A 1,006-nucleotide genomic window follows, 5' to 3' on the forward strand; every position below is an offset into this window, starting at 1 on the left:
CCGCCGGATCCAGCGGCCCTCCGGCAAAGTCATCCGACACCAGCCCGCTGCCCGAAGGCGGTGCCGCAACCGTCAGGTTCACGGTTGCGGTATCGGTCGCGCCGCTGTCATCGCTGATCGTGTAGGTGAAACTGTCCGGCCCCTCATAGCCCGCATTGGGCGTATAGGTCAGCGTGCCGTCGCCATTGTCCGTCAGGGTGCCGTTGGAGGGATTGGTGAAGCTGTCAAATGTGACGGGATCGCCATCGGGGTCGCTGTCGTTGGACAAGAGCGCCGACTGATCAATCACCAGCGCCGTATCATGTCCCACCGCCAGGCCGTCATCCACCGCATCCGGCGCCTGGTTSGCGGCCGCYGAGACCGTCAGRTTSACCGTCGCGGTATCGCTCAGCCCGCCGTCATCGCTGATCGTRTAGGTGAAACTGTCGGGCCCCTCATAGCCTGCATTGGGCGTATAGGTGAGGGTGCCATCGCCATTGTCCGTCAGSGTGCCGTTGGAGGGATTGGTGAAGCTGTCRAARSTGACGGGATCGCCATCGGGATCGCTGTCGTTGGACAAAAGCGCCGCCTCATCGATCACCAGCGCGGTGTCCAGCACCACCGCCAGGCCGTCATCCGCCGCATCCGGCGCCTGATTGGCCGGGGGGGTGTGGCTGCCGTCCTCATCCGCAATCGGATCRCTGGCRACCTCRAAATAGTCGACCTGGGCGGTATAGCCGGWGGCCTGKGCCACATTGCCCGCAAACACCCCGGCAGAGGATGCGGTGATTGCATGGTTGAAACTGACCGCCGTGGTCCAATTGCTGCCGTCCGCGGAATAGTCATAGGTCCAGGTATCGCCGGACCGGTTCACCCGCAGATACTCAGCATCTCCGGCCTGGATCGTCATATTGACCCGCGAAGACGAGGACCCATTGGTGGTGACTGCCGCAAACACCTTGATCACCGTGCCATCAGAGTAGGTGTCAAACCGCAGCCAGTTATTGGCATCCTGCTCCACCAGCAG

At 62.5% G+C, this 1,006-nt stretch carries 1 protein-coding gene; it reads right to left on the bottom strand.

Translation table 11 applies throughout. From position 1 onward, the window contains the following. Positions 1-1,006: cadherin-like domain-containing protein (locus A9D60_RS04315; RefSeq protein WP_141117813.1), on the bottom strand; the 1,006-nt coding region annotated here is incomplete at both ends.

It is taken from the genome of Leisingera sp. JC1 (genome assembly GCF_001679925.1).
Classification (GTDB): domain Bacteria; phylum Pseudomonadota; class Alphaproteobacteria; order Rhodobacterales; family Rhodobacteraceae; genus Leisingera.